Annotated in this window: 21 protein-coding genes; 6 read left to right on the top strand and 15 right to left on the bottom strand. The window is 64.3% G+C overall.

Annotated features, from left to right (window positions below; translation table 11 throughout):
• Window positions 1-36: 36 nt before the first annotated feature.
• The 4 genes from ACOZ9V_RS05215 to ACOZ9V_RS05200 form a co-directional block, all read right to left on the bottom strand.
• Window positions 37-1212, bottom strand: coding sequence for a hypothetical protein (locus tag ACOZ9V_RS05215; RefSeq protein WP_434594258.1), 1176 nt, complete (start codon window positions 1210-1212; stop codon window positions 37-39).
• 87 nt (window positions 1213-1299) lie between these two features.
• Entirely contained in the window at window positions 1300-1965 is a 666-nt protein-coding gene (locus ACOZ9V_RS05210) for a peptide deformylase (protein WP_139468671.1), read from the bottom strand.
• 13 nt (window positions 1966-1978) lie between these two features.
• The gene (locus tag ACOZ9V_RS05205) at window positions 1979-2782 is read right to left on the bottom strand and encodes an HpcH/HpaI aldolase/citrate lyase family protein (RefSeq protein ID WP_139468672.1); all 804 of its coding nucleotides are present in this window, start codon (window positions 2780-2782) and stop codon (window positions 1979-1981) included.
• An 8-nt stretch (window positions 2783-2790) separates the two neighbouring features.
• On the bottom strand, window positions 2791-3321 hold the full coding sequence (locus ACOZ9V_RS05200) for a MaoC family dehydratase (RefSeq protein WP_434594254.1): 531 nt from the start codon (window positions 3319-3321) through the stop codon (window positions 2791-2793).
• 85 nt (window positions 3322-3406) lie between these two features.
• Between ACOZ9V_RS05200 and ACOZ9V_RS05195 the strand changes: the two genes are divergently transcribed.
• On the top strand, window positions 3407-4066 hold the full coding sequence (locus ACOZ9V_RS05195) for a histidine phosphatase family protein (RefSeq protein ID WP_172173851.1): 660 nt from the start codon (window positions 3407-3409) through the stop codon (window positions 4064-4066).
• Between the two features lie 32 nt (window positions 4067-4098).
• Here the strand turns inward: ACOZ9V_RS05195 and ACOZ9V_RS05190 are convergent, their stop codons facing one another.
• A complete protein-coding gene (locus ACOZ9V_RS05190; protein WP_181270908.1) occupies window positions 4099-4611 on the bottom strand; it encodes an SRPBCC family protein in 513 nt (170 codons plus the stop codon).
• An 83-nt stretch (window positions 4612-4694) separates the two neighbouring features.
• A complete protein-coding gene (locus ACOZ9V_RS05185; RefSeq protein WP_139907214.1) occupies window positions 4695-5057 on the bottom strand; it encodes an ArsR/SmtB family transcription factor in 363 nt (120 codons plus the stop codon).
• A 183-nt stretch (window positions 5058-5240) separates the two neighbouring features.
• On the opposite strand from ACOZ9V_RS05185, the gene ACOZ9V_RS05180 reads away from it, so the two are divergent.
• Window positions 5241-6062 (top strand): HAD-IIA family hydrolase, encoded by an 822-nt coding sequence (locus ACOZ9V_RS05180; RefSeq protein ID WP_139468677.1) that lies wholly within the window; start codon window positions 5241-5243, stop codon window positions 6060-6062.
• Between the two features lie 312 nt (window positions 6063-6374).
• Window positions 6375-7304: a hypothetical protein gene (locus tag ACOZ9V_RS05175; RefSeq protein WP_434594247.1), complete on the top strand. Its 930-nt coding sequence runs from the start codon at window positions 6375-6377 to the stop codon at window positions 7302-7304.
• Between the two features lie 109 nt (window positions 7305-7413).
• On the opposite strand, the gene cls is transcribed toward ACOZ9V_RS05175, so the two are convergent.
• The 4 genes from cls to ACOZ9V_RS05155 form a co-directional block, all read right to left on the bottom strand.
• Window positions 7414-8886, bottom strand: a complete 1473-nt coding sequence (gene cls, locus ACOZ9V_RS05170) for a cardiolipin synthase (RefSeq protein WP_434594245.1) — start codon at window positions 8884-8886, stop codon at window positions 7414-7416.
• A gap of 175 nt (window positions 8887-9061) precedes the next feature.
• Window positions 9062-10234: an acyl-CoA dehydrogenase family protein gene (locus tag ACOZ9V_RS05165; protein ID WP_434594242.1), complete on the bottom strand. Its 1173-nt coding sequence runs from the start codon at window positions 10232-10234 to the stop codon at window positions 9062-9064.
• Window positions 10235-10281: 47 nt separating this feature from the next.
• Window positions 10282-12291, bottom strand: coding sequence for an acetyl-CoA carboxylase biotin carboxylase subunit (locus tag ACOZ9V_RS05160; RefSeq protein WP_434594240.1), 2010 nt, complete (start codon window positions 12289-12291; stop codon window positions 10282-10284).
• A 17-nt stretch (window positions 12292-12308) separates the two neighbouring features.
• Window positions 12309-13922, bottom strand: coding sequence for a carboxyl transferase domain-containing protein (locus tag ACOZ9V_RS05155; RefSeq protein ID WP_181270912.1), 1614 nt, complete (start codon window positions 13920-13922; stop codon window positions 12309-12311).
• Window positions 13923-14056: 134 nt separating this feature from the next.
• Here ACOZ9V_RS05155 and ACOZ9V_RS05150 point away from each other — a divergent pair, with 134 nt between their 5' ends.
• On the top strand, window positions 14057-14683 hold the full coding sequence (locus ACOZ9V_RS05150; RefSeq protein ID WP_181270913.1) for a TetR/AcrR family transcriptional regulator: 627 nt from the start codon (window positions 14057-14059) through the stop codon (window positions 14681-14683).
• A gap of 64 nt (window positions 14684-14747) precedes the next feature.
• Here ACOZ9V_RS05150 and ACOZ9V_RS05145 read toward each other — a convergent pair whose 3' ends face one another.
• The 3 genes from ACOZ9V_RS05145 to ACOZ9V_RS05135 form a co-directional block, all read right to left on the bottom strand.
• Window positions 14748-15668 (bottom strand): NADP-dependent oxidoreductase, encoded by a 921-nt coding sequence (locus ACOZ9V_RS05145; RefSeq protein ID WP_139907208.1) that lies wholly within the window; start codon window positions 15666-15668, stop codon window positions 14748-14750.
• Between the two features lie 93 nt (window positions 15669-15761).
• Complete coding sequence (locus ACOZ9V_RS05140; RefSeq protein ID WP_139907207.1) at window positions 15762-17939, bottom strand: 3-hydroxyacyl-CoA dehydrogenase NAD-binding domain-containing protein; 2178 nt, start codon at window positions 17937-17939, stop codon at window positions 15762-15764.
• A gap of 1 nt (window position 17940) precedes the next feature.
• Window positions 17941-19149, bottom strand: a complete 1209-nt coding sequence (locus ACOZ9V_RS05135) for an acetyl-CoA C-acetyltransferase (protein ID WP_181270915.1) — start codon at window positions 19147-19149, stop codon at window positions 17941-17943.
• A 374-nt stretch (window positions 19150-19523) separates the two neighbouring features.
• Between ACOZ9V_RS05135 and ACOZ9V_RS05130 the strand changes: the two genes are divergently transcribed.
• A complete protein-coding gene (locus ACOZ9V_RS05130) occupies window positions 19524-19928 on the top strand; it encodes a hypothetical protein (RefSeq protein WP_181270916.1) in 405 nt (134 codons plus the stop codon).
• A 146-nt stretch (window positions 19929-20074) separates the two neighbouring features.
• Here ACOZ9V_RS05130 and ACOZ9V_RS05125 read toward each other — a convergent pair whose 3' ends face one another.
• Window positions 20075-20905, bottom strand: coding sequence for a carbon-nitrogen hydrolase family protein (locus tag ACOZ9V_RS05125; RefSeq protein WP_181270917.1), 831 nt, complete (start codon window positions 20903-20905; stop codon window positions 20075-20077).
• Between the two features lie 50 nt (window positions 20906-20955).
• Here ACOZ9V_RS05125 and ACOZ9V_RS05120 point away from each other — a divergent pair, with 50 nt between their 5' ends.
• The gene (locus ACOZ9V_RS05120) at window positions 20956-21636 is read left to right on the top strand and encodes a GntR family transcriptional regulator (protein WP_188741299.1); all 681 of its coding nucleotides are present in this window, start codon (window positions 20956-20958) and stop codon (window positions 21634-21636) included.
• A 143-nt stretch (window positions 21637-21779) separates the two neighbouring features.
• Here ACOZ9V_RS05120 and ACOZ9V_RS05115 read toward each other — a convergent pair whose 3' ends face one another.
• A complete protein-coding gene (locus tag ACOZ9V_RS05115; protein WP_434594233.1) occupies window positions 21780-23150 on the bottom strand; it encodes an MFS transporter in 1371 nt (456 codons plus the stop codon).
• Window positions 23151-23243: the final 93 nt, after the last annotated feature.

Raw genomic sequence — 23243 nt, 5'->3', positions numbered from 1 at the left:
GACGCGAGCAGGTTATTCCCGGCCCCAGCGGTACGATCAGCTGCCATCGGCGCGGAAGGTCAGCTGATCGGGGGCAGGCCACGTCGCCAGCACGGTCACATGTTCGTCCTCGTCGAGGATCTCGAAGCTGTTCGAGTAGCCCGCATAGTCTGACTCCTGTTCGAGGCCCTCGGGATGCAGCGTTCCCGGCACAGAGTCCTCGGGAAGATCCTCGGAGACCCTGAAATCTGAATCAGGCGAGCTGAACGAGATGGCGTCGAGATAGCCGTTGACGATGCTCAGACTCAGTTCCCTCTCAGCCGTCTCTCCCCCATCTTGGTCCGCGCTGTGCCTGATCCCAACGACCGGGTATGTCTGCGTTGCCGGGACCACCCGCGGGGATGATGCTGCGGGGTAGACGTGGATGCTCTCGATGTCTTCGTTCCTGATGATCTCGGCCAGCCGGTCGGGGTCCAGAATGATCGGCTCGTTTCCCGGATACTCAGCTCTCGGGTAGGTGACCCAGACGAAGAAGCGCGCGGTGTCGAGCTGCTCGGACACTGCCTCGGCGGTGGCTTGTGCGACGGGATGCGGCTGTGACAACAGGAGGTTCACCGACTCCCGGATGCGGGTGGGCAGTTCGATCTCGACCGGCGCGTAGTCGAAGTCCTCGACGTCGTCGGTCCATTTCTCGACCTTGTCGATGAGGACCGCTGTCACCGCGACGAGCCCGCCGTTGACGACGGCATTGAGACCTCGGCCGACGCCCGTCGGCAGTTTCGCATCGATAGCCTCCGCCAGCCGCTCCGTCAGCGGCCAGAGCGCCCATGAGGCCGCTCCCGCTGCTGCCGCGGTGACCGCATTGAGGAACGCCGGGGAAGTCACGCTCGCCTGTTCGTCCCACCAAGTATCCGCGGCGGCATCGCCGTCGAGTACTCCGACGTCAGAGATGTGCGCAGGAGAGGAAGCATATCGGACGGGACCGCTCCCTCTGGTGGAGAAGGCTCCGAGGAATTCGTCGATGCCGCTCGATCCGCCCACCTTGCCGAGGAAGGCCCGGGACCCGGTGAGCCAGGTCAGGCCCGCATTGGCCAGGGCGGTTCCCGCTCTCAGGCCGGTCTGGCGTTCGGCGGAGACGTCGCGGCGGCGCACCAGCGCGAGGGCGCCGGTGCCGAGTGCGGCAGCGGTACGGACGGTTCGGTGATGACGAAGGGGGATGTCGGGAAGTCGCATGTCCTTATCGAAACATGCCCGCCTGTGACGCAGATGAGAGCGGTCAACAGTCTCGGCGGTATCCGGACCGGCGACCGCGGCGGAGGTTCACATCACCATGCCCGAAGGCAAGGAGAAGCCGAGTTCTGCGGCGGCCTTCTGTGTCGAGGGCTGGTGCCAGAACTTCGCCACGGATTCGTTCGTCGCCAGGGATCGCATCTCGGCTTTGTCGAGGAAGAGGATCCCGGATAGGTGGTCGGTCTCGTGGGCGACGATGCGCGCCGACCAGCCGGAGACCTCCTCGGCGATGGGGTCGCCCTGCAGGTCGATGCCCGTCAATGCGATGTTGCGGGGGCGGGCCACGACGGCTTGGTAGCCGGGGATCGACAGACATCCTTCATAGAAGGCGACGTCCTCACCTCCGGCGCGTTCGCAGCCCGCGTTGAGGACCACCCTCAGCGGCATCGGCTCCCGTTGCCGGACCTTCGCGACCTCGGGATCACGGGCACCAGGATCTTCGGCGACGAACATCGACAGGCCGATGCCCACCTGCGGGGCGGCAAGGCCGACTCCCGGGGCGGCGAGCATGGTCGCTCGCATCACCTCGGCGAGCTGCTCGAGCTCGGCGTCGTCGACCTGCCCGTCGAAAGGGCGGGTCTGGGACCGGAGGACCGGGTTCCCTGCCTCGACGATGGGCGCGGTCCCGTCCCCCGTCTCTGCGGCGGTGAGGACGGCACGGATCTGGTCGGCGATGAGCGCATCGGAGACGTTCACGAGGTGGTGTCCCTCAGTTCGCGCGGGCGACGATGAGTTCGGCGTGCTTGAGCAGCGGGGCGTCGATCATCTTGCCCTCGAAGGAGAATGCGCCCTTCTCCGTCTTCGCCAGGTCGAGCACGGACCGCGCCCAGGTCAGCTGTTCGTCGCTGGGGCGGAAGGCGTCGCGGACGACGGGCACGTGGTTGGGGTGGATGGAGACCTTGCCGGAGAACCCCGACTGTACGGCGTCTTCGGCCTCGGCTGCCAGTCCTTCGAGGTTCGGGATGTCCGCCCAGATCGAGTCGAGCGCGAACTTGCGATGGGCCCGAGCGGCGAGGAGGGTCTGACTGCGCACATGCTTGGCCACCTCCCGGTAGCCGCCATCGGCCCTGCGGGAGGAGCCTCCGCCGAGGTCGGCGATGAGATCCTCCGAACCCCACATCAGCGCATAGACATTCGGCGCAGCGGCGATCTCGGCGACGTTGACGGCTCCGAGCGCGGTTTCGATGAGCGCGATGACCTGGAACCCGGACAGGATCGACACATCAGATGCAAGCTCCGCCTTCGGCAGCATCACGGCCGTGTACTCGGTGCGCGCGAGCATCTTCAGATCTTCGCCGAGGTGGCCCGAATCGTGGGAGTTCACCCGCACGACCGTGCGGGTCGGGTCGAGCGGGAAGTCGACGATGGACTCCCGTGCGGCAGCTTTGTCGGCCTCGTTGACGGCGTCTTCGAGGTCGAGGATGACGATATCCGAGCGTTCGGCTGCTTTCGTGTACCGATCGGGACGATCGCCGGGGACGAAGAGCCAGGCGGGTTTGAACTCGAGGGACATATGGGGGCTCACTTTCCGGTGTCGGACTGATCGGCGGTGTCGGCGGCGGACTTCGCCGCCGTGGACTCGTGGCTGGAGTCGAACATCATCGCCTGGCGCACGGCCTTCGCGACGAGTTTGCCGTGCTGGTTGTAGCCGCGGTGTTCGAAGGTGACGATGCCCTGGCCCGGACGGGACTTCGAATCGCGTTTGTCGAGGATCGTCGTCTCTGCGTAGAGAGTGTCGCCGTGGAACATCGGTGCCGGGAAGCTGACCTCGGAGAAACCGAGGTTTCCGACTGTCGTTCCCTGCGTCAGCTGGGACACGGACAGACCGATGAGGGTGGCCAGGGTGAACATCGAGTTGACGAGGCGCTCGCCGAAGGGTTCGGTAGCCGACCAGGCCGCGTCGAGGTGCAGGGCCTGGGTATTCATCGTCACGGCCGTGAACAGGGTGTTGTCCGCTTCGGTGACTGTGCGGCCCGGTGCGTGCTTATAGGTGGCGCCGACTTCCATCTCGTCCAGCCACAGACCTCGTTGTGCAATGACCTTGTCACTCATGTAACGCTCCTCACTCGTCGTGATTTGAGTTTATCGCCATTCACCGGACCCCTGCGACCCGGGGGTCGGTAGGATCGAGCACACCATGGCCATCACACGATCCCTCTTCGTCGTCACCCACCCGGAGGCCCGACACCATCTCGAGGCCCGGGTCGGCGGGTGGCACGATTCCGAGCTCACCGTCCGCGGCGAACTCCAAGCCGATCGCATCGCCGCCGAACTGCGGTCGCGGATCCCGACGGCCGCCTCCGCGCCGGTATTCACCTCTGATCTCAAACGGACGCGCAGGACCGCCGAAGTGATCGCCGATCGACTCGGCACGCGCGCAATCGACCACCCGGGTCTGCGCGAGAAGTCGTACGGAGTCGCGGAGGGACGGGAGCAGTCCTGGCTGGACGCGCGCTTCATCTTCCCACCCGTGCCCGACGACGCCTTCGACCACACGATGCGCCTCGATCATGCCGAAGGCATCGACGGCGCGGAGACGCGACGCGAGGCCGGTGCTCGAATCTACGCCGCGGTCGGCGAGATCCTCACGCAGCGAGCCTCGCACCAGGTGGTCGTCACCCACGGCTTCGCCCACACGTTCGTCATCGGTCGGTGGCTCGAACTGCCTCTCGAGGCGATGGGGCGGGCGACGTTCGCCGCGCATTCCGGGTGCATCACCGAACTGACCGAGGACGATCGGTTCGGCAATCGGACCCTGCGGTCGCTCGCTGCGGTGGACCACCTCGGCGATGCCTGAGGCGGTCCACCGCCGTGATCAGTCGGCACCGGTCAGGACCCGAGCTCTGTACCGAGTTCGTTGAAGGCCGATGACCATCCGTCGTAGGCACTGGCGTCTTCACCCGAGTCATTGGGCAGGCCGGTCAGCGTGAACGTCATGCGAGTGCGGTCGGCGCCGATCTCCTCAAGTGCGACGCTGACGCGCGGGGCATCGTCGACCTCGCCGGGACTTCCCCAAGTGAAGTCGAGGCGGACGGGCTCGTCGATGTGAAGGTACTTCCCGGCGGTCGGGAACTCCTGCCCCGTATCGGGTATGCGCATCGTATAGGTGTATTCGCCGCCGACCCGCAGGTCGACGGATACGGATTCGCGTGGAGTGACCAGCGTTTCGGGGTGGAACCAGCGGGCCATGACGTCCGGGTTCGTCCAGGCTTCCCAGACGCGGGCGCGCGGGGCGGCGAATTCGCGGACGATGGTGAATCCGGGTTCTCCCGCCTGTGCGCTGTTGGGATCGGTCGCGGTGTTGGCTGTGGTGTCTGTGGTGGCTGTGTTCTCGGCGTTCATCGCTGTTCTCCTCCTTGAGTCTTGCATGATGTCTGCGTCATACGTGATGTCTGCGTCATTCGGTACGTCGTTGATGTCGATAGTCAGTCCGCAGTTCGATCTGTGGTCGACGGGTCGGTCGTCGATGTATCGGTGGGCACCTCCTCGGCGAGGATGCGGTCGAGGCTGTCGAAGCGCTGCTGCCATTCGTCGTGGGCCGCCTGCAGCCAGCCGGCGGCCTCGGTGAGGGCATCGGCGTTGAGTGCGACGATGCGCTGCTGCGCGGATTTCGATCGGGTGATCAGCCCCGCCGTCTCGAGCACCTTGAGGTGCTGGGAGACCGCGGAACGACTGATCGGCAGCGGCTCCGCGAGCTCACCGGCGGTCTTGTCTCCCCCGCGCAGACGATCGATGATCGCCCGACGCGTCGGATCGGCAAGCGCCGCGAAGACGTGATCCATACTCATTTAAGCATCCCCTTAATTAAGTGATTACTACAATACACTTTTCGACCGCTCCGTCAAGGGGGCTCTGGGACGATCCGCAAAGGGGTACGGCACCACCCCGGATCGGACTTCTCAGCACACTTGCGCCCAACCCGACTAGGCTGGAAGCAGCCGCTTCGGCCCACCCCGAGCTCGAGGAGAGACATGGATCGCGATTCGATCGACTGCTGGCTGACCGATATGGACGGTGTCCTGGTCAAGGAGAACAATCCTCTGCCGGGAGCCGCAGAGCTGCTCGCCCAGTGGCGTCAGGCCGATATCCCCTACCTGGTGCTGACGAACAACTCCATCTACACCGCTCGTGATCTCTCCGCCCGGCTGCGCTCGAACGGGCTCGACGTCCCCGAGTCGAACATCTGGACCTCTGCGATGGCCACTGCGGATTTCCTGTCCAATCAGGTCGAGCACGGCACGGCCTATGTCGTCGGCGAGGCGGGGCTGACCACGGCGATCCACGAGGCCGGGTTCGTCATGACCGAGCACGACCCGGACTTCGTCGTCGTCGGCGAGACCCATTCATATTCGTTCGAGGCGATCACGAAGGCGATCCGCCTCATCGACGCCGGCTCCCGCTTCATCGTCACGAACCCCGACGCCACCGGTCCCTCCCCCGAGGGCGTCCTGCCTGCCACCGGCGCCATCGCCGCTCTCATCACGAAGGCGACGAACCGCGAACCCTACGTCGTGGGCAAGCCCAACCCGATGATGTTCCGCTCGGCCCTGAATAGGATCGGCGCCCATTCGATGAGCACCGCAATGATCGGCGACCGCATGGACACCGACATCATCGCGGGCATGGAAGCGGGCATGCACACGGTCCTCGTGCTGTCGGGAATCTCCACCGCCGAGGATGTCCGCCGCTTTCCGTTCCGACCCAACGAGATCGTCGACGGCGTCCACAATCTGCTGGACGTGCCGCTGGAGAGCCGCGGCGACCTCGGCCCCGACCCCACGGGTTCCGCCTGAGGCACGCACTCCTTCGCCGAGAGACAGGGGGCATGCACCCCGGGCCGCCCAGAAACGGGCTGAGTGTCGAAACACGGGTGTACGCACCCGTGTTTCGGCACTCAGCCCGTTTTTCGATGGAGCCGGCGACCTTGCAACCCAGCACAGGCCCGTGCTGCATCAATCCCTTCACCTTCGCCGTCGCCGAAGCTGCACCATCTGACCACACAAATAAACCACGTTTAATAGTATTTGCTTGCATTTGGAATATTTTAAGATCATCCTTGATAGATGTTCCAAGTGCTGACAGCGCAACAGCTCCGTGGACTCGGCATGTCCCGCAGACAGTTGGCCGACGCCAAACGATGCTGCCTGCGCCTAGTCAGGAAGGGTCACTACGTGATCCGCAAGTCGTGTGATGATAGCCATCACGGACCCATCCGCGGTCTTTCCACGGATCACGACACTTCGTTTCCAAAAACCTTCGGAGATCTGCGGGACGAAGCCGAGGAGCTGCGGGTCCAGATCGCATGCCGCCTCGGTGAGCTTCTGCCGGGAGATGTGTTCTCTCATGTTTCGGCCGCGCTCATCCACTGTCTTGACCCCGCTGTGCTCGAATCGTCGAAAGTCGAGATCTCCAGGAACTCCCCTACCCGCAACTACGACGGCGTGTTCATCTACTCGCGCAGACTTCCACCGGAACAGGTCTCATCCGAGTTCGCCTATCCGGTCACCACTCTGCCCAGGACTCTGGCTGACGTTGCTCTTGACCGTTCGCTCGAAGTTTCTGTACCGCTCATCTCTCAAGCACTCCGTTCGGGAGAGGTGGACCGGGCAGACATCACCGATCTGTTGGCGAAAGGGCAACGCGGACGCCGAAGAGCCCTCTTGGCCGTTGATCTCTCGAGCGCCGAATATGAATCTCCAGCCGAGGCGGTCTGCGCAGTGAAGTTCCATCGCTTCGGAGTAACCGGAATGGTCCCGCAGGTCGACACGTTCACAGAGTCGGGCAAGTTCATCGGACGCAATGACTTTCGGCACAAGTCCGCTGCTGTCGCAGTGGAAGTCCACGGTCTCGGCAAGTTCTATCTCAACCCTCACGGCCCTGATGAGGCGGCCAAATTGAGTCATCAGCGCAATATGGATCTTCTCAACGCCGGCTTCAAGGTCTTCAACCTGAGCTTCGGCGACCTCTTCAGACCTCGCATCTTCGCTGCGATCGAGCGGGCCATCGAGACGACTGATCAGCGAAAAACGGGCTGAGTGTCGAGACACGGGCGCGCACGTGCGTTTCTCGACACTCAGCCCGTTTCTCGGCGAAGCAGCCGTGCCGCTGCCCGTTTCTCGGCGAAGCAGCCTGCCCCTAGCCCGCCTACTGCAGCGAAGACGTCAGGCGCATGACGGACTCCATATAGCGGCGGGGCCATGGCCGCTTCTCCCATTCCTCCAGGGTGAGTTCGTCGCTGACGCCCTGGTAGTCGGCGACGACATCGATGATGTCGTCGACCAGGTCGCCGCCGGTGGTCAGCAGGCTGATCTCGTAGTTGAGGCCGAACGAGCGCATGTCCATGTTCGATGAGCCCATCACGGCATAGAGGTCGTCGACGATGAAGCACTTCGTGTGCAGCACGGCGGGTTTCGGGTACAGGAAGATCCGCACCCCAGCTTCGAGCAGCGACCGGTAGTAGGACGACTGTGCCCGGTCGACCATGTACTGGTCCGCCTGCTCGCTGACGTAGAGTTCGACGTCGACCCCACGCCTGGCCGCGGTCTCCACGGCGGCCAGCAGCGATTCGTCGGGCACGAAGTAGGGGCTGACGATGGCCAGACGCTTCTGCGCCATGTACATCATCGAGGTGAAGACCTTGAGGTTCGGAGCGGTCGTGAACCCGGGCCCAGAAGGAACCAGCTGCATCGCGCTCGTCGCCCCGCCTACTTCGGGCTCGTTGCCGTCGCGCTCGTACGGGCGGATACCCAGAGCCTGTCCCGATTCGGAATACCAGTCGGTGGAGAACACCGCCTCGATTCCGGCGACGATGGGCCCGGAAAGCTCGACCATGATGTCGTGCCAGTTCCGGCCGATCTGTGAGTTCTTCCTGTTGAGGTAGCTCGAATCGATCATGTTCTGCGAACCCATCATCGCCCGCTTGCCGTCGATGACGAGCAGCTTGCGGTGGTTGCGCAGGTCGATGCGCCGAGCCTTGCCTCGCCATGGAATGAACGGCAGCATCAGGTGCCATTCGATGCCGGCCGCGTTCAGTCGTTTGCCGAGCCGGTGGAATCCCGGATACTTCCGGGATCCGATGTGGTCGAAGAGGACACGGACTTCGACCCCGCGCGCAGATGCTCGCTCGAGCGCCTGGAAGAAGACGTCGGTCGTCGAATCCCACGCCATGATGTAGATCTCGACGTGGACGTATTCGTGTGCTTCGTCGACGAGTTCGGCCATCCGCGCTATCGACGCTTCGTAATCGGAGATCACCCCATGGCTGTCGCCGGTGACCATCGGCAACGCGGTCAGTGCCCGCCCCAGCTGGGCGACGGAGACGAATTCGGGCTCGGCGACCAGAGACGGCGGCACATCGGGCAGGTCGTCGGCGCCTTCGTGCATGAGTTCGTTCGCTTCAGCCTGGATCCGCGCCCGGCGCTGGTTGATATAAGGGCTGCCAAGCAGCAGGAATGCGGGAATTCCGACGATCGGCACGAACAGGATGAGCAGCAGCCATGCCGATGACGATGACGGGCGGCGGTTCTCCGGCACCACACCGACCGCGATGATCTTCACGATGTATTCGATGACGATCCACGTCGTCGTCGCCACCGATGCCACCATGCTGAGATCCATGTGCTCCCACTTCCCTTTCGGTCGCCGTCTCACCTCACGGTGTTATCGGATAAGAATATCGCCCGCCGAGGCGGACCTGCACGTCCGTACGGATGTGCGGCGCCGCCTCGGCGGGCGATTTGGCATGGGTGGCCGACGGAAGGTCGGCACCTGCTCTCAGATCAGGAGCGGGAGCTCAGAGTCCGAGTTCGCGGGCGATGAGCATGAGCTGGACCTCGGTGGTGCCTTCGCCGACTTCGAGGATCTTCGAGTCGCGGTAGTGGCGAGCCACGAGGTATTCGTTCATGAAGCCGTAGCCGCCGTGGATCTGGGTGGCGTCGCGCGCATTGTCCATGGCTGCTTCGCCGGCGATCATCTTCGCAATAGCCGCTTCCTTCTTGAACGGGAGTCCGGCGAGCATCCGCGAAGCCGCGAGGTAGTACGCCGACCGGGCTGCGACGACGCGTGCTTCCATGCGGGCGATCTTGAAGGAGATGCCCTGGAAGTCGGCGATCGGCTTGCCGAAGGCCTGGCGTTCCTTCGCGTACTTCACTGATTCGTCGACGCAGCCCTGGGCGGCGCCGACGGACAGGGCGCCCACGGCGATGCGGCCCTCGTCGAGGATGCGTAGGAAGTTCGCGTAGCCACGTCCGCGTTCGCCGAGCAGGTTCTCTTCGGGCACCTGCACATTGTCGAAGGTGAGCGGGTGCGTGTCCGAGGAGTTCCAGCCGACCTTGTCATAGGCCGGTTCGGCGGTGAAGCCGGGGGTGCCGGTCGGGATCATGATCGTCGAGATCTCAGGCACTTCGCGGCCCGACTTCGAGGTTCGGGTTCCGGTCACGGCGGTGGCGGTGACCAGGCGGGTGATGTCGGTGCCGGAGTTCGTGATGAAGCACTTGCTGCCGTTGATCGTCCAGGTCCCGTTGTCCAAAGTGGCCTTGGTCCGGGTGCCGCCGGCATCGGATCCGGCCTCGGGTTCGGTCAGGCCGAAGGCGGCCAGGCCCGAGGCGTCGGTGAGCTTCGGCAGCCATTCCTTCTTCTGCTCTTCGGTGCCGAAGCGGTAGATCGGCATCGCTCCGAGCGAGACCCCGGCTTCGAGCGTGATGGCCAGGGACTGGTTGACCCGGCCGAGTTCTTCGATGGCCAGGCACAGAGCGAAGTAGTCGCCGCCCATTCCGCCGTACTCTTCGTCGAAAGGCAGACCGAACAGCCCCATCTCGCCCATCTTCGCAACGAGGTCGTAGGGGAACTCGTGCTTGGCGTCGAGTTCGGCTGAGACGGGTGCGACCTCTTCGTCGGCGAATTTCGCGACACCTTGACGCAGGTCTTCGTATTCTTCGGGCAGCATTCCCGGAACAAAGGTTTCCATTGTTTCCTCCCCGCTTGTGGCGTGGTTGTGGTGTGAGTGGCTGGTGACTATTCGGTGGCGTCTGCGACGGCCTCGGCGGCGGCTTCGTCGACGACTGTGGCGAGCACTTCGTCGAGAGCGACTTGGGCGCCTTCGACAGCGGTGACGGTGACGATTCCGGCTGCGGGTGCGGTGAGCACGTGCTCCATCTTCATTGCCTCGACGACGACGATCGGATCGCCCTGTTCGACGTGGTCGCCGGTTTCGACCTTGATATCGACGACGGAGCCGGGCATCGGTGCGAGCACCTCGGCGCCTTCGAGTCCAGGGGTCAGCGAGGTGTCGGCCCGCGGCCGGGTGAAGACGTGGATTCCGGTGTCGGTGCTCACCCAGATGCTGCGGTCACGGGCATCGGAGAAGATCCGCGCCGTGTGCTGAATCCCGTCGAGGGTGACATGCCACAGTCCGTCGGCATCGACCTCGACGGCTCCCGCTCGAGTCTCGACGTCGACCGTCTCTCCGCCCGTGGCCAGGGTGACCGTGGGGTGGAAGTCCGGACGTGAGGTGCGCCAGGCGCTGGGTCCTGCCCACGCCGAGGCGGCCGACCGATTCGCGGTCAGTTCGGCGTCCGTGACCGGTCCAGTCAGGGTCGTGCCTGCCGCTCCCCCGGTGACCGTGACAGCGGCGGCCGCCAGCTGCGCGTGGGTCTCACCGGCGCTGTGCGCCAGCTGATCCTCGCCGAGGTTGTCGATGAGTGAGGTGTCGAGGTCCCCGGAGATCACCTCGGGCAGTGCGAGAAGGGTGCGCAGGAAGTCGATGTTCGTCACGATTCCCGGCACCGCCGAGGCGGCGAGCGCGGCATCGAGCCGCTTGAGCGCCGTTGCCCGATCGTCGGCACGGACGATGAGTTTCGCGATCATCGGGTCGTAGTCCGAGGCGATGGTCTGGCCAGCGTCGAGGCCGGCATCGACGCGGATGCCCTCACCGGTTGGGAAGACGACGTCGAGGGCACGCCCACCGGTGGGCAGGAACCCGCGCGAGGGATCCTCGGCGTAGATTCTCGCTTCGATCGAATGCCCGGTCAGTGTGATGTCATCCTGCGTCAGCGGCAGCTCTTCGCCCGCGCCGACGCGCAGTTGGAGTTCGACGAGGTCCACTCCGGTGACCTCCTCGGTGACGGGGTGTTCGACCTGCAGTCGGGTGTTCATCTCCATGAAGAAGAACTCATCGGGACGGTCGGCCCCGACGATGAACTCGACAGTGCCGGCTCCGACGTAGCCGACGGACTTCGCGGTCTCGCAGGCGGCCTGGCCGATTCGGGCGCGGGTCTCTTCGTCCAGCAGCGCAGAGGGTGCTTCCTCGATGACCTTCTGGTGACGGCGCTGCAGGGAGCATTCGCGTTCGCCGAGGTGGATGACGTTGCCGTGCGCGTCGGCCATGATCTGGACTTCGATATGGCGCGGGGTGGCGACGAGGCGTTCGAGGAACAGCGTGTCGTCGCCGAAGGAGCTCGCGGCTTCGCGGCGGGCGGTCCGCAGCGCCTCGGCGAGTTTGTCGGCTTCGAACACCGCGTGCATTCCTTTGCCGCCGCCGCCGGCGGAGGGCTTGATGAGCACGGGGAAGCCGATGTCCGTCGAAGCCGCAATGAGGGCCTCGTCGCTCATCGCGGCGTCCTTCGTGCCGGGCACGAGCGGCACCCCGCGGGAGGAGACAGCCTGCTTCGCGGTGATCTTGTCGCCCATCGTCCGGATCGCGTCGGCTCCGGGGCCGAGGAAGACGATTCCGGCGTCGGCGCAGGCAGCGGAGAATTCGGCGTTCTCCGACAGGAATCCGTAGCCGGGGTGGATGGCTTCGGCTCCCGTGGCCTGTGCTGCGGCGATGACCTTGTCGATGCGCAGATAGGACTCGGAGGCGGCGGCCGGCCCCAGGCGGACCGCGGTGTCGGCGGCCTTGACGTGGGCCGCACGGGCGTCGGCGTCGGAGTAGACGGCGACGGTGCGGATGCCGAGTCGGCGGCAGGTGCGGATGACGCGCAGGGCGATCTCGCCGCGGTTGGCGATGAGGACTGTTGTGAACATTTTCGTCATGGTGGGGCTCACATTCTGAAGACGCCGTAGCCGCTGGCATTCAGCGGGCGTTCCATCGGTCCGAAGCGGGCGAGTTCGAGGGCCAGTGCCAGTACCTGGCGGGTGTCACCGGGTTCGATGATTCCGTCATCCCACAGGCGAGCCGTCGAGTAGTACGGGTTTCCCTGGGCTTCGTACTGGTCGCGGATGGGCTGTTTGAACGTGTCTTCGGCCTCGGCGCTCCACTCCTCGCCGCGGGCCTCGAGCTGGTCGCGCCTGACGGTCGAGAGCACGCTGGCGGCCTGTTCGCCGCCCATCACGGAGATGCGGGCATTGGGCCACATCCACAGGAAACGCGGGGAATACGCGCGGCCGCACATCGAGTAGTTGCCGGCGCCGAAGGAGCCGCCGATGACGACGGTGAACTTCGGGACGCGGGCGGTGGCGACGGCGTTGACCATCTTCGCACCGTGTTTGGCGATGCCGCCGGCTTCGTAGTCGCGGCCGACCATGAATCCGGAGATGTTCTGCAGGAACACCAACGGCACGCTGCGCTGGTCGCAGAGCTCGATGAAGTGGGCGCCCTTCTGCGCGGATTCGCCGAACAGGATTCCGTTGTTGGCGATGATGCCGACGGGGTGTCCGTCGAGGTGAGCGAATCCGGTGACGAGGCTCGTGCCGTATTCGGCTTTGAACTCGTGGAACTCGGATCCGTCTACGAGGCGGGCGATGACCTCGCGGACGTCATACGGTGTGCGCGAGTCCACCGGCACCACCGAGGTCAGCTCCTCCGGCGAGTGTGCCGGCATGCGGGATTCGATGACGTCCCAGTTCGGAGTGCTCTTCGGCCCGAGAGTCGAGACGATGTCGCGCATGATCTCCAGTGCATGGGGGTCATTGGCCGCGAGGTGGTCGGTGACGCCGGAGACCCGGGAGTGCAGGGCTCCGCCGCCGAGCTCTTCGGCGGTGACTTCCTCGCCGGTGGCGGCCTTGACCAGCGGTGGGCCTCCGAGGAAGATCGTGCCCTGCTCGGAGACGATGATCGATTCGTCGGCCATCGCGGGGACGTAGGCGCCGCCGGCGGTGCAGGAGCCCATGACGGCGGCCAGCTGCGGGATTCCGGCAGCGGAGAGTGTGGCCTGGTTGAAGAAGATGCGACCGAAGTGCTCTCGGTCGGGGAAGACGTCGTCCTGATTCGGCAGGTTCGCGCCACCGGAGTCGACGAGGTAGATGCACGGAAGGCTGTTCTCTTTGGCGATTTCCTGGGCCCGGAGGTGCTTCTTCACGGTCACCGGGTAGTAGGTTCCGCCCTTGACGGTGGCGTCATTGGCCACGATCACGCATTCGCGGCCGGCGACCCGCCCGATTCCGGTGATGATTCCGGCGCCCGGGCTGGCGTCGTCATACATGCCGTTGGCGGCCAGCGGAGAGAGTTCGAGGAAGGGAGTGCCGGGGTCGAGGAGATGCTCGACGCGCTCACGCGGCAGCAGCTTTCCGCGATCGATATGGCGCTGTCTGGACTTCTCGGAACCGCCGCGGGCTGTGGCCGCAATGCGCTCCCGGAGTTCAGCGATGAGTTCGGCGTGGGCCTCGGAGTTGACCTGCCCCGTCGCCGGACTGACCGCAGTTCCCACTGCTCTCATTCCATCCTCATTTCAGTTAATGATTCTTAACTGACTGCTATGATACTGCTCACAGGCAGAACTGACAACGCACGAGCCAGCCCGCACCGACGTCGTCCCAGGCGGTGGGCATCAGGCTCAGGGAAGGAGGCCGGATGTCGATCTCGGACGAGGCCAAGCCGACGGCGCGGGCAGCGGCGAAGGCAGCCAGGCGCGAGCAGCTGCTCAAGGTCGCGAAGACGCTCTATGCCCGGCACGGCTTCCATGGGGTGCGCCTCGACGACCTGGGCAAAGGTGCGGGGATCTCGGCGCCGGCGGTCTACCGGCATTTCTCGTCGAAGGAGGCCGTGCTCGAGGAGCTCCTCGTCGGCATCTCTGCGTATCTCCAGTCCGGAGGCGAGGAGATCGTCTCCGCGGCATGGGACACCGCCTCGGGGATCTTCCCCACCGAGGCGGTCCCGACCCTGCGGCGTCTCATCGACTTCCATGTCGACTTCGCCATGAGCGAGCCCGAGCTCATCCGCATCCAGGACCGTGACCTCGAGGCGCTGCCGGACGAATCGCGACGGACCGTGCGCCGTCTCCAGCGTGCCTATGTCAGTCGGTGGGCGGAGGTCGTCGAGGCCGCCCATCCGGCGTGGACGCTGGAGTCGGCCACTGTGCGCGTGCATGCGGCGTTCGGGATGATGAATTCGACCCCGCACCAGGCTCGTCGCTCCAGCGCCGAGGTGGTCGGGGTCGAATTGCGCGCCGCAGCGGCCGCGGCGCTGGGACTCAGCTGATCACCGGATCAGCCGAGTCCCGCCTCGGCGATATTTCGATCACCGAGGACGGTATAGCCGATATTCAGGGCACGATGACGAGTTTGCCGCGGACGTGACCGGTGGCGCTGTCCTTGAAGGCCCGGGGAACATCGTCGAGGCCGTAGGTGCCTGCGATGTCGACGGTGAGTTTTCCTTCGTCGACGAGGAGACCGAGGCGAGCAGTCTCGGAGCCGTCGGGACGCACCCAGATGTAGCGTCCGCCGTGCTCGGCGACACTGGGATCGGCCACCGAGGCGTGCGCTCCGCCCTCGGCGAGCACGGCCAGGGTGTCGTCGAGGACTCCCCCGACGAAGTCCGCGACCCCGTCGACCTCGCCGCCGGCAGCCTCGAGAACGCGCTCGACCAGGCCGTCGCCGTAGGTCACGGGCTCGGCGCCGAGTCCGCGCAGGTATTCATGATTGGCTTCGGACGCGGTGCCGATGACGCGTGCTCCGGCGGCCCGGGCGATCTGCACGGCGAAGCCGCCCACTCCCCCGGAGGCTCCGTGGATGAGCACGGTCTTGCCCTCCAGGTCGCCGAGGGACTCGAGGGTCCGCAGAGCGGTGCCGCCGGCCAACGGCAGTCCGCCTGCCTGTTCCCAGCTCAGACTCTTCGGCTTCGGGGCGACCGCACGCACGGGGACGGCGACCTTCTCGGCGAAGGTCCCGCCGCCGAGCACGTCCTTGCGTGCATAGGCGACGACTTCATCGCCGATGGAGAATTCCGGGGTGTCGAAGCCGAGTCCGACGACGACACCGGCGACATCCCAGCCCGGGATGACGGGGAACTGCGTGGGCATGACCGGGTCGAGGTGCCCGCCGACGAGCTTCCAGTCGACCGGGTTGACTCCGGCAGCCTTGACTTCGATGAGCACCGAGGCGGGCGGCAGCTTCGGATCGGGCAGCTCGCGGACGGTGATGTCGTCGAAGTTCTCGGTGTAGGCGTCATAGACGGCGGCGCGCATGGCAATGGCCTTCCGGTAGATGTCAGTGACACTGAAGTCTCAGTGTGACAGGACAACACCGGAAGGCCATCATGCTATTCCAGGGGTCTCCTCTTACTCGTAGGTTTCCCCGGTCTTCGCGCGTTCGACCAGCGAGGCCGGCGGTGTGAAGTGCTCGCCGTACTTCGCAGCCAGATCATTCGCCCGGTCGACGAAGCCGGCCAGACCGCCTTCGTACTGGTTGACGTACTGGAGCACGCCGCCGGTCCACGCGGGGAATCCGATGCCGAAGATCGAACCGATGTTCGCGTCCGGCACCGAGGTGAGCACACCCTCGTCGAGGCACTTGATCGTCTCGATCGCCTCGGCGAAGAGCATCCGCTCCTGCAGATCGGCGAAGGGCTGATCATTCGATCCCGATTCGTACTTGTCGCGCACCCCCTGCCACAGCGTGGTGCGTTTGCCGTTCTCGTCGTAGTCGTAGAAGCCGGCGCCGTCCTTGCGTCCAGTCCGTCCCTGCTCGACCATCCAGTCGAAGACGGCTTCGGAGGGGTGGGCTATCCAGGTGCCGCCAGCGGCCTCGACCGCGTCGCGGGTCTCCTTGTTGATCTTCTGCGACAGGGTCAGCGTCAGTTCGTCGAGCAGCTGCAGGGCACCGGTGGGGTACCCGGCCTGCAGTGCCGCCTGTTCCACGCTGGCCGGCTCCACGCCTTCGCCGACGGCGGCGACCGCCTCGGCGATGAAGGTGCCGATGACGCGGGAGGTGAAGAATCCGCGCGAGTCGTTGACGACGATCGGAGTCTTCCGGATCTGCTGCACGAGGTCGAAGGTGCGGGCGAGGACCTCGTCGGAGGTGTTCTCACCGCAGATGATCTCGACCAGCGGCATCTTGTCGGCCGGTGAGAAGAAGTGGACACCGATGAAGTCCTTGTCCCGGGTGACGCCCTTGGCCAGGTCGGTGATCGGCAGGGTCGAGGTGTTCGAACCGAGGACCGCATCAGGCTCGACGATGTCCTGGATCTCCTGGAACACCTTCTGCTTGAGATCGACGGACTCGAAGACCGCCTCGATGACGAAGTCGACACCGGCGAAATCCTCGGCCGAGGCACTCGGGGTGATCCGGTCGAGGACAGCTTGCGACTTCGCCTCGGTGGTCTTGCCCTTGGCCAAGGCCGATTCCTCACGCTTGGCGGCGTAGGCCTTGCCCTTCTCCGCATTGGCGAGCTCGACGTCCTTGAGGACGACCTCGATACCGGACTTCGCTGCGCTGTAGGCGATCGCCGCCCCCATCATTCCGGCACCGATCACGCCGAGCTTCTTCACCTGACGAGGTGTGACACCGTCAGGGCGCGAGCCGCCGGAGTTGATGTGGCCGAGGTCGAAGAAGAACGCCTTGATCATGTTCTTCGCCACCGGAGTATGGGTGACGTTGACGAAGTAGCGGGACTCGACCGTTAGCGCGGTGTCGATGTCGACCAGTGCGCCTTCGACCGCAGCGGCGACCACAGCTCGCGGAGCCGGCATCGGCGCACCCTTGCCCTGCTTGCGCAGCAAGGACGGCAGCGCGGGAAGCATCGCGCCGATCTTCGGCGAGGACGGGGAGCCGCCGGGGATCTTGAAGCCCTTGACGTCCCACGGCTGCACAGCCTCGGGGTTGGCCTTGATCCAGGCCTTGGCCTTGGATTCGAGTTCGGCCGCGGGGGCGAGTTCGTCGATGAGGCCGAGCGCCTGGGCGTCGGCGGCCTTGAACTTCGTCGACGGCAGGATGGCCTTCTGCAGTGCGGTCTGGATGCCGAGCATGCGCACCGACCGGGCGACTCCGCCGCCGCCGGGCAGCAGGCCGAGTGAGACCTCGGGGAAGCCGAAGCGGGCGCTCGGGTTGTCATCGGCGGCGATCCGGTGGTGAGCAGCCAGGGCGAGTTCGAGTCCGCCGCCCAGTGCCGCACCACCGAGGGCGGCGACGACCGGCTTGCCGAAGGTCTCGAGGCGACGCAGCACCTTCTTGAGGTGTTCGACGGTCGCGAACTCCTCTTCGGCATTGGCCGGATCGGCCGCACGCAGCTTGTTGAGGTTTCCGCCGGCGAAGAAGGTCTTCTTCGGAGAGGTCAGCACGACGCCGGTGATGTCATCGACATTGGCTTCGAGCCACTCCACGGTCGCCTCCAGGGCAGCCGCGAAGTAGTCGTTCATGGTGTTGACCTTGGCACCGGGTTCGTCGATGACGACGGTGACGATGCCTTCGGCATCGGTGTTGCGCTGGTAGTCGGCAGCTGTGGTTTGAGTGTTCGTCATGTCAGACCCTTTCGATGATCGTCGCGATGCCCATGCCTGCGCCGATGCACAGGGTGACGAGTCCACGCTTGAGGTCGCGGCGCTCGAGTTCGTCGAGGACAGTGCCCAGAATCATGGCCCCGGTGGCTCCCAGCGGGTGGCCCATGGCGATGGCTCCGCCGTTGACGTTGACCTTCTCGTGGGGGATGTTGAGATCCTTCATCCACTTGAGCACCACGGCTGCGAATGCCTCGTTGAGTTCGAACAGATCGATGTCATCGACGGTCATGCCGGCTTTGTCGAGGGCCTTCTTCGTCGCCGGAGTCGGACCGGTGAGCATAATCGTGGGTTCCGAGCCGGTGACCGCGGTGGAGACGATGCGGGCACGGGGTTTCATCCCCATCTTCTGGCCGACTTCCTCGTCGCCGAGGATGACCAGCGAGGCGCCGTCGACGATTCCCGAGGAGTTCGCGGCGGTGTGGACGTGGTCGATGGCTTCGATCCAGTGGTACTTCTGCAGAGCCACCTCGTCGAATCCGGTCTGTGCGGCGAGCTTGGAGAATGCCGGTGGCAGCTGCGACAGCGATTCGACGGTCGAGCCGGGACGCATGTGCTCATCGCGGTCGAGCACGGTGATGCCGTTGATGTCCTTGACCGGGATGATCGAGTTTTCGAAGAGGTTGTTCTCCCAGGCAGCAGCGGCACGCTTCTGCGATTCGGCGGCGAAGGCATCCACGTCTGCCCGGCTGAAGCCCTCTGTGGTGGCGATGAGGTCGGCACCGATGCCCTGCGGCACGAAGTACGTGTCATAGTTCGTCGTCGGATCCTGTGCCCAGGCTCCGCCGTCGGATCCCAGCGGCACACGGGACATCGATTCGACGCCTCCGGCGAGGACGAGGTTCTCGAAGCCGGAGCCGACCTTCTGGGCGGCGATGTTGACGGCTTCGAGCCCGGAGGCGCAGAAGCGGTTGACCTGAACGCCGGCGACGGACTCGTCGAGGCCAGCAACGATGGCGGCGACGCGGGCGATATCCGACCCCTGCTCGCCGACCGGGGACACAACGCCGAGGACGATGTCGTCGATGGCTTTGTCGTCGAGATCGGGGTTGCGCTCGCGAATGGCGTCGATGAGTCCGGTCACGAGATCGATGGGTTTGACGCTGTGCAGCGCTCCGCCGCGGTTCTTGCCGCGTGGGGTGCGCACTGCGTCATAGATGAACGCTTCGCTCATGTGTTCCTCACAGTCTGAGGGCCTCGCACGGGATCTCGGTAGTGACCCCAGCGGACGACCCGATGTTGGGTTCCTGTGTCTGCTTCACGATTGCCGCCGGCCCGATTCCGTGCTCGAACGCGCGTGGTGTCTGGCGGAAATCGAGCTGACTGATCAATCGTTCAGTAGTGTGCCCTTCTATTGTCTACCAGTTTCCAGTGATGATCAACACATGGCATTCGAGCGGTTCGACGGGCCTTCCAACCCGAACTCAGCCCCTCTTCCAGGCCCTCATAGGACTGCTTTCGAGAGGCCCACCCGGAATGCCGATTAGCTTTGACGACAGAAGTGGTTATGATGAATCGACTTATCAGTTCTGATCCCCATGGAGAATCATGTCCTTGACCACCCTTGCCCGCACGAAGACGGGTTCGAAGCTCATGGCACTGACCCTTGCTGTCGGCCTGCTCGCCGGCCCCATCGCCGTCGACGCGGCACCCGCCGAAGCTGCGACGAAGAAATGCGCAGTGAAGATGTCGAATTCGAAGCCCCGCCAGTACTCGAACACCTGGGTCAATGTCTCGAAGGTCGGCTCGAAGGCCAAGGTCGAGACCCTTGCCCACTACAAGACGACGAAGACGAAGAAGAAGGCCACTGCGTCGAAGAAGGGCAAGGCCTCTCTGAAGTACTACATCTCCGGCGCTACCCCAGGTAAGGCTGTCAAGGTGACCGTGATGGCAAAGAAGGGCAAGACGACGTGGAAGTGCTCGACGTCGTTCAAACCGGTGAAGAAGCGCTGAGCGCCTGACGATTCGCCTACAGGCCGAGGACGCAAGTAGAGATGCATAAGCCCCTCTCGATCCAGCATGTGCGTTGGATCGAGAGGGGCTGTCGCCTGTCCGCCCGCGATGGGCGCTCCGGCAATCAGCCGGCTGAAGACCTCCTTTCAAATGCTTTCGACGCGAATGTCCTTCTCCAGACGCGAGTTATTGAGAACGGGCAGTGAAGCGCGGATGTCCGTGATTCTGTCCGGATCGATGTCGGCGAAGATGATCTCTTCACCGCGCCCCGCCTCGGCGAGCAATTCACCGTTCGGAGCAGCCACATACGAATGGCCGATCCCCGTCGGATTTCCTTCCTTCGCCGGTGCTTCCGTAACCGCGGGATCCGCCTGGTCACAGGCGAGCACATAAGCTGTGGAGTCCAATGCCCTGGCTGGTCCCAAGAGCTTCCACTGTTCAACCTTGCCCGGACCGGCGCCCCACGAGGTCGCGAGGATGATCGCATCCGCTCCCGCTCGCGCTTGAGCGGTGAACAATGCGGGGAATCGCACGTCGTAGCAGATCGCCAGGCCGAAGGTCAGATCGCCGAGGCGGAATGTGCGAACCGACTCCCCTGCGGTCACCGAGTCCGATTCGCGGTGGCCGAAGGCATCGTAGAGATGGACCTTGTCGTAGTCGGCGCTGACCTCTCGACCGTCATCGATACCGCGGACCACGAGACTATTGGTCACGGTCCCGTTGTCACCCGGGCGGAAGACGCCCACGGCGATCACAGTTTCGTTCTTCCGTGCGATCTCGGTAATCGACTGAATCCACCCACCCTTGTCGTCCGCCGCCGCGCGCGCCAAATCGTGCCCGAAAGCGATCTGTGTGGCCTCGGGGAAGACCACGAGCTGCGCCCCTTCAACCGCTGCAGCCGCAGTGTGGTCTGCGACCTTGTCGAGGTTCGCCTGCGGGTCTCCCGTCGAGTTCATCTGAACCAACGCGATCTTCATGTCTCTCTCCTCTGTATCCATGGTTGAATCGGATGTCTTCTGTGCGACGAATGCTGGTTGTCCAGCAAACGACTAAGGTGGGTTGTATGCAAACTTCGTCAGGTCCAGCCGCACGCCGGACAGCCTATGAGCGCCTGCGTGACCTCGTCCTGACGGATCCTGCGATTCAGGGAACCTTCCTGACCGAGGGGGATCTGGTCAAACGTTTCGGCCTGTCCCGGACTCCGATCCGCGAAGCGCTCATCATGCTTGCTTCCGACGGGCTCGTCGATCTCATTCCGCATCGTGGAGCCTATATTCGCCCCAGTGACGATCGTGAGATCCGCGAGACGATGGAAGTACGACAGATGATCGAGCTCGACACAGCTCGACAGATCCTGGATTCCGGTGAAACTCCGGTTGCGGTCATGGACGACCTCTATCGCCAACAGGTGGAGCTTCCCGTTTCTCCTGATACGATTCCCGATTTCATCAGTCTCGATCAGCGCTTTCACGCATCAATGGTCGACGCGGCAGGAAATCGTGTGCTCAGCGACATCTATACCCGCCTGCGAGTCAAGCACGTCCGCTTCGGAATCTCTGCGACGTGGACGAGCGCCGACCGACCAACGCAGGTACTCGATGAGCATTCTCGGATACTCGAGGCCCTCAAATCCGGCGACTACGATGCCACCGCCGCGGCGATCCGCGAACACATCGCACAAACTCAGAACCTGCTGCTCTCCCGCTGAGAACCTCAGACCTCGACGAGCAGGCTCTCTTCTCGGGCCGCCTACTCGAAGTCTGGCTTCGCAGTCGTCGATGACTCTGCACCCCCGTCTGACTCACAGTGCCCCGGCAGCCGCGGGCCGCCGGAGCACATGGCTCATCGAACTCAACGACTCGCAGCCACCTCGTCGACGGAGTCCGCCGAGCGCTGCGCGACTGCAAGCCTCTCAAGATGGTCGACGTCCTCCTGCACGTTGTTGTTGCGTCCCATGATCAGACCGATCAGCGTGAGAGTCACGGCTCCGGCCAAGTACACGGCTACCCAGACCCAGGTTCCGGTGTTGTCGAGCAGCAGCGTGAACATCATCGGAGCGATCGCCCCGCCGAGCACACCGGCGATGGTGTATGCCAGTGACGAACCTGTGTACCTCAGTCGAGGTGTGAACTGCTCGACGACAAACGCCGCCTGCGGCCCGTACATGAGCGAGTGGAAGAACAGGCCGACGGGGATGCCGATGTACATCCAGGTGGCGTCTCCCGCTTCGAGCTTGGTGAAGAAGACGAAGGTCCACGCCACTGCGCCCACCGCAGCGACACCATAGACAAGACGTCGGTTGATGATGTCCGAGAGGTAGCCGGCCAGCGGGATGCAGATGACCTGGAAAGCTGAGCCGAGCATGACCGCACCCAGCACCGTGGTCCGGTCGAGGTCGAGCACAATCGTGCCGTAGGCGAGGGTGAAGACTGTGAAGAGTGCGTAGGTGACATCGGGCCCGATGCGGGCGAGGATCGCCGAGAACAGCGGGCGCGACTCGGTCTGCAGAAGTTCGGTGATCGGCTTCTCGGGACGCTCACCCGACTGTTCGACTGCCTTGAAGACCGGGGTGTCTTCGAGCTTGAGACGGATCCACAGACCGAAGAGCACAAGCACCGCCGACACGAGGAACGCCACGCGCCAGCCCCAAGCGAAGAACTGCTCTTCGCTGAGGGCGAGAGTCAGACCCGCAAAGGCACCATTGGCCATGAGGTTGCCGGCCGGAGGTCCGATCTGAGCAGCTGACGACCAGAAGCCGCGATAGCGCGGATCTCCGTATTCGCTAGACAGGAGGACAGCGCCGCCCCATTCACCGCCGACACCGATGCCCTGGGCGAAGCGCAGGAGCACCAGGAAGAGCGGAGCCCACAGGGAGATGTTCTGGTAGGTCGGAAGGATGCCGATGAGACACGTCGAGACTCCGATGAGCACAAGAGTCCAGACCAGGACCTTCTTTCGGCCGACTTTGTCGCCGAGGCGGCCGAAGACGATTCCACCCAACGGCCGCGAGACGTAGCCGACTGCATAGGTCGAGAAAGCCAACAGCACGCCGACCATCGGGTCGCCCGAAGGGAAGAAGAGCACGGGGAAGACGATGGCCGCCGCTGCCGAATAGATAGCGAAGTCGTACCACTCGAGCGTGGTGCCGCTCAGGCTGGCGGCGAATGCCTTGATGAGATCCTTCCGCGCCACCGGCGGACGGGTTGTTGATGCACTCTGCATAGCAATCCTTTTCATCTGTCTGGACAGCCCTCGCCTGCGACTCTGCGGCAAGAACTGTGATTGCGCTAACAGTATACAGACTGTATACAATGA

Origin of the sequence: Brevibacterium sp. 1718 (assembly GCF_051131255.1) — a bacterium.
GTDB classification, from domain to species: Bacteria; Actinomycetota; Actinomycetes; order Actinomycetales; family Brevibacteriaceae; genus Brevibacterium; species Brevibacterium sediminis.
This window is presented reverse-complemented; position numbering and strand designations above follow the sequence as displayed.